Raw genomic sequence first — 3,937 nt, forward strand, 5'->3', positions numbered from 1 at the left:
CGACCCGGTCTTTGCTGCGCGTTGCGCCCATTTCACCACGCTCGACGGCGCAACCCCGAACTGCGCGGCAACGCTACGGCAGCTCGATCCGGATTGCATCGCTGCGACAACACGCTCCCGAAGATCGTCTGAATACGGTTTCGTCATCCATGCTGGCCTCCTTCACCAGTACGAATTCTGAATCACACAACGCACCGTATGGGAATCCTCTTTCGATTCAGAGAAAGCCTGAGCCGCTCTAGGCCAGCCGCTCGGGATTGTCGCGGCTCGCCTGCACCTCGATCGCCGCACTTTCGATGACACGGGTGCGGCTGCGCGCAGAGCGGGCGCGCACGGCCTCGGTCAACTCGGTGAGCGAGATGTAACGCTCGTCATCGGGGCGCGAGAACCATGTCCTGTGACACGCGCCCCACGCGCTCGCCCCGCCCGACATCGACCCTGTAGCCGCCCGACACATCGCGCTGTCCTTCGAGAACCTGACCCTGGATCATGGCTGAACCTCCACGACGGGCACCAGAGGCCTCTCCCCCGGCTCGCAACCCGTCATGGACCCTCAGGCTACCCTCTGACTCTCATCATCGATTCGCATGCAATGCGCCGGAACAGGCCGTGGTGATAAGCAATTGGTGCGTTTTCGTTCCGATGCGCTCTTCCGTTTTGCGCGCCAGGGCCGCCCAAATTACGACGCCATCCCCGAGACGCTTCTACAGCAGGGGGCTGGCATTATCATGAGCGAATGGGCAGTCGTGATTTTCAGCATCAGGGGCATGCGGCAGGTTTGCGTCGGTCAAGGCATCGGCGAATACCTGGCCGAAAGCCCTCTGGACTGGATACTGACCTGATTGAGATCGTGCGCGCGCTTGCCAAAGCGGCGGCGAGGGCGGGTCATCGAAGGACGACCGCGGCGGAAGCGGGGGCCCATTCCGGAGGATCCGCACATGAAGAGGACAGCAATTTACGCACGCTTTTCAACGGAACTACAGAACGACCGCTCGATTGAAGACCAGATACACCTGTGCCGGGCGCATGCCCAGCGGCAAGGCCTCGATGTCACGGCAACCTATTACGACAGGGCGCGCTCCGGCGCGTCGGTCTATGGACGCGATGGCCTGATGGAAATGCTGCATGCCGCCCGCTCGGGCAGCTTCGACGTCATCCTCGTGGAATCGCTCGACCGCCTCTCCCGCGATCAGGAAGACCTTGCAGGCATCTGGAAGCGTCTGAACTTTGCCGGGATCGAGTTGCGCGCGGTTCATGAAGGCACCGCCGATCAGGTCCAGATCGGGGTGCGCGGCCTCCTGGGCTCGCTCTACCTCGCTGATCTCGCGTACAAGGTGCGGCGGGGTATGGATGGGGTTGTGCGTGACGGGCGCCATGCCGGGGGGCGTGCCTATGGATACCGTCCGATACCGGGCAAGGCCCACGCGAGTTGGAGATCGTCGAGAGCGAGGCCGAGATCATCCGGCGGATCTTCAGCGAATACGCCTCGGGCCGGACCCCGCGCGAGATCGCGCGCGACCTGAATGCCGAAGGCGTCGCCGCGCCGCGCGGATCTCGCTGGGCCGCCTCGACGATCAACGGCAACAAGACGCGCCATTATGGCATCCTGTGCGGGCGCGCTCTATTCCGGTGTCCTCGTCTGGAATCGCGTGCGCATGGTGAAGGACCCCGACACCGGCAAGCGCGTGTCGCGGGCGAACCCGCCCGAGGAATGGAAGCGGGAACAGCTGCCTGCGCTGGCGATTGTCGAACAGTCCCTCTTCGATGCGGTTCAGGCAAGGAAACGGGATCGGAGCCATGAGGCCCCGCAGCGACAGCGTGAAGCGCGCGCTATCTGCTGTCCGGCTTGCTCAAATGCGGGTGCTGCGGTGGCGGCTTGTCGGTGAAGGACCGCGATCACGGTCGCGTCCGGGTCCATTGCAGCACGTGGGCCACGAATCGGGTGCCTGCAGCAACAACCGCATCTTCTGCATGGACGAGATCGAGGCTGCGGTCCTTGCCGGGCTCAAGCAGCACCTTAAGGCACCGCAGTTGCCGAGGGAGTTCGCTTGAGCCTACCAGCAAGAGCGCGAGCGTGCGACAGCGGATAAGCGGCGGCGGCGCATCGTTCTGGAGAACAAGCTGGGAGAGATCAAACGGCATCTCGACCGAGCTTGGCAAGATTACCTGGCCGAACGCCTGCCAACCGATGTGATCGGCGCCCAGATGCGTGAACTGTCAGTGCGGCAGAAAGAGATCGAGGCGGAACTGGCTGTCGTGCCGGAGGTGCCAAAGGTCGTGGGCCTGCATCCCGCCGCGCTGCGCCAGTACGAGACCTATGTCGGCGATCTGGAAGGGGTGTTCGCGTCCGGGATATCACCCGACACCGAGGATGCCGCCGAACGTATCAGGCGCTTGATCTCGAAGGTGGTGGTCACGCCGGAGGAAACAGGCTTCAAGATAAGGCTGGAGGGTCGGCTTTCCGAACTCATGGAAGCCCCGAACCTCTATCCCAACATGCGCATCAGAGCGTCGGGGGGAACGGTGGTAGCGGAGGAGGGACTCGAACCCCCGACACAAGGATTATGATTCCTCTGCTCTAACCAACTGAGCTACTCCGCCAAGAGCGAGGGGCTAGTTAAGGGAGGCGCCGGGGGGCGTCAAGGGGGAAACTGGGGCGGTGAGGCGGCGGCCCGTGCATCATGTGGGCGGTGTCGTGAAGAGCTACGACGCCTTCTCGTGTCCACCGCAACAGTGCGGACTTGTCGGGTCTGTCTCCGCCTAGTCCGGCTCGCCTGCCAGTTCCCGGCTGACGCTTCTGAACTGCTCCAGCGCGGCTTCCAGGTTTTCGACGATCTCGGCCGAAAGCACGTTCGGTTCGGGCAGGCCATCTGGTTCGCTTCATTTTCCGTCCCTTCGCTCGGTCGGACGCAAGGCTCCGCCGAGGGCCGTCTTGCCTCAGTGGTTCTTCTCGTCGGCCATGATGCGTTCGATGACGTCGGGATCACACTGCTCGTCGCGCAGGAACTCGCGGATCCCGCCATCCCATGTCCTGATGTCGGCGAGGAGTTCCCGCAGGCATTCGATGCCGCGGTCCGTGAAGGCCTTGATCCCCTCTTCGGTTCCGTTGTCGACCCAAATCATCTCGCCATAGTCGATGTTGTCGGAGTTCCCGCTAACGACCTCGATGAGTTCGAGGTTCTCGTCGATCCTCCTGGCGACCTCGTCGATGGTATGGATGTGCGTGACGCGGGCCATCAGGCGGCCTCGGCTGGCCGGTCTGCCGGCTGTTTCCAGTTCCATGGAAGCAACTCTGGCAACTGCGAGACCGGCATTTCGGAGATGCGGGCGATGACCTCGGCGAGCCAGGCTTGCGGGTCGATATCGTTCAGCTTGGCCGTGCCGATCAGCGTGCACATGGCGGCGGCGCGCTGCCCGCCACGTTCGGATCCGGCAAAAAGCCAGGACTTCCGGCCGAGGGCCACGCCGCGCAGGGAGCGTTCGGCGGCGTTGTTCGTCAGGCAGACCCGCCCATCCTCGAGGAACCGGGTAAAGCCCGGCCAATGGGCCGGCGACATCAGGTAGTCGATCGCCTTGGCCACCTTGGCGTGTTTCGAGAGCTTCGCTCGTTCGCCGCGCAGCCAGTGTTCAAGGTCTTCGACGAGCGGCATCGACAGGCGCTGGCGCGCCTCGAGACGGGCGGCAGGACCGAGGCCTTTGATATTCCGCTCGATCTCGAACAGGGCATCGATCCGCTTCACCGCCTCGAAGGCGATTGGTGAGATGTCCTTGGGCGACTTGCCCTTGCGGATGTTCCCCTCGACATCGGCAAGCTCGAAGAACTTGCGGCGGGCATGTGACCAGCATAGCGAGGGCAGGACGGATCCCGGGCTGCGATCGCTCTGGTAGAGCTGATTGTACCCGGCATAGGCATCGGCCTGGAGGATGCCCTGCCAGC

Annotated in this window: 5 protein-coding genes, 1 tRNA gene and 4 pseudogenes; 4 read left to right on the forward strand and 6 right to left on the reverse strand. The window is 63.4% G+C overall.

Annotated elements, in window-relative coordinates; translation table 11 throughout:
• Both ENN83_RS11130 and ENN83_RS11135 read right to left on the reverse strand, forming a co-directional pair.
• Positions 1-147, reverse strand: a 147-nt coding sequence (locus ENN83_RS11130) for a helix-turn-helix domain-containing protein (RefSeq protein ID WP_287187017.1), incomplete at its 3' end; no start/stop codon positions are given.
• Between the two features lie 97 nt (positions 148-244).
• Positions 245-491: pseudogene (locus tag ENN83_RS11135) on the reverse strand (DUF932 domain-containing protein); the annotation flags it as partial.
• Between the two features lie 135 nt (positions 492-626).
• Between ENN83_RS11135 and ENN83_RS11140 the strand changes: the two are divergent.
• The 4 genes and pseudogenes from ENN83_RS11140 to ENN83_RS17170 form a co-directional block, all read left to right on the forward strand.
• Entirely contained in the window at positions 627-842 is a 216-nt protein-coding gene (locus ENN83_RS11140) for a hypothetical protein (protein WP_287187008.1), read from the forward strand.
• A gap of 96 nt (positions 843-938) precedes the next feature.
• Positions 939-1,313, forward strand: a pseudogene (locus tag ENN83_RS17160) (recombinase family protein); the annotation flags it as partial.
• 116 nt (positions 1,314-1,429) lie between these two features.
• Positions 1,430-1,567 (forward strand): annotated as a pseudogene (locus tag ENN83_RS17165) (recombinase family protein); the annotation flags it as partial.
• An 88-nt stretch (positions 1,568-1,655) separates the two neighbouring features.
• A pseudogene (locus ENN83_RS17170) lies at positions 1,656-1,733 on the forward strand (hypothetical protein); the annotation flags it as partial.
• Positions 1,734-1,896: 163 nt separating this feature from the next.
• On the opposite strand, the gene ENN83_RS11155 reads toward ENN83_RS17170, so the two are convergent.
• From ENN83_RS11155 to tnpC, 4 genes are all read right to left on the reverse strand, one after another.
• Positions 1,897-2,142, reverse strand: coding sequence for a hypothetical protein (locus tag ENN83_RS11155; protein ID WP_287187014.1), 246 nt, complete (start codon positions 2,140-2,142; stop codon positions 1,897-1,899).
• A gap of 382 nt (positions 2,143-2,524) precedes the next feature.
• Positions 2,525-2,601 (reverse strand) — tRNA-Met (locus ENN83_RS11160).
• A gap of 336 nt (positions 2,602-2,937) precedes the next feature.
• Positions 2,938-3,237 carry a hypothetical protein gene (locus ENN83_RS11165; RefSeq protein ID WP_170290396.1) on the reverse strand — a complete coding sequence of 100 codons (300 nt, stop codon included), beginning with the start codon at positions 3,235-3,237 and terminating at the stop codon, positions 2,938-2,940.
• A partial coding sequence (gene tnpC / locus ENN83_RS11170) for an IS66 family transposase (protein ID WP_287187016.1) occupies positions 3,237-3,937 on the reverse strand: 701 nt, incomplete at its 5' end. The genes tnpC and ENN83_RS11165, both read right to left, overlap by 1 nt.

The sequence above is a fragment of the Rhodovulum sp. genome, assembly GCF_011048875.1.
GTDB lineage: Bacteria > Pseudomonadota > Alphaproteobacteria > Rhodobacterales > Rhodobacteraceae > Rhodovulum > Rhodovulum tesquicola.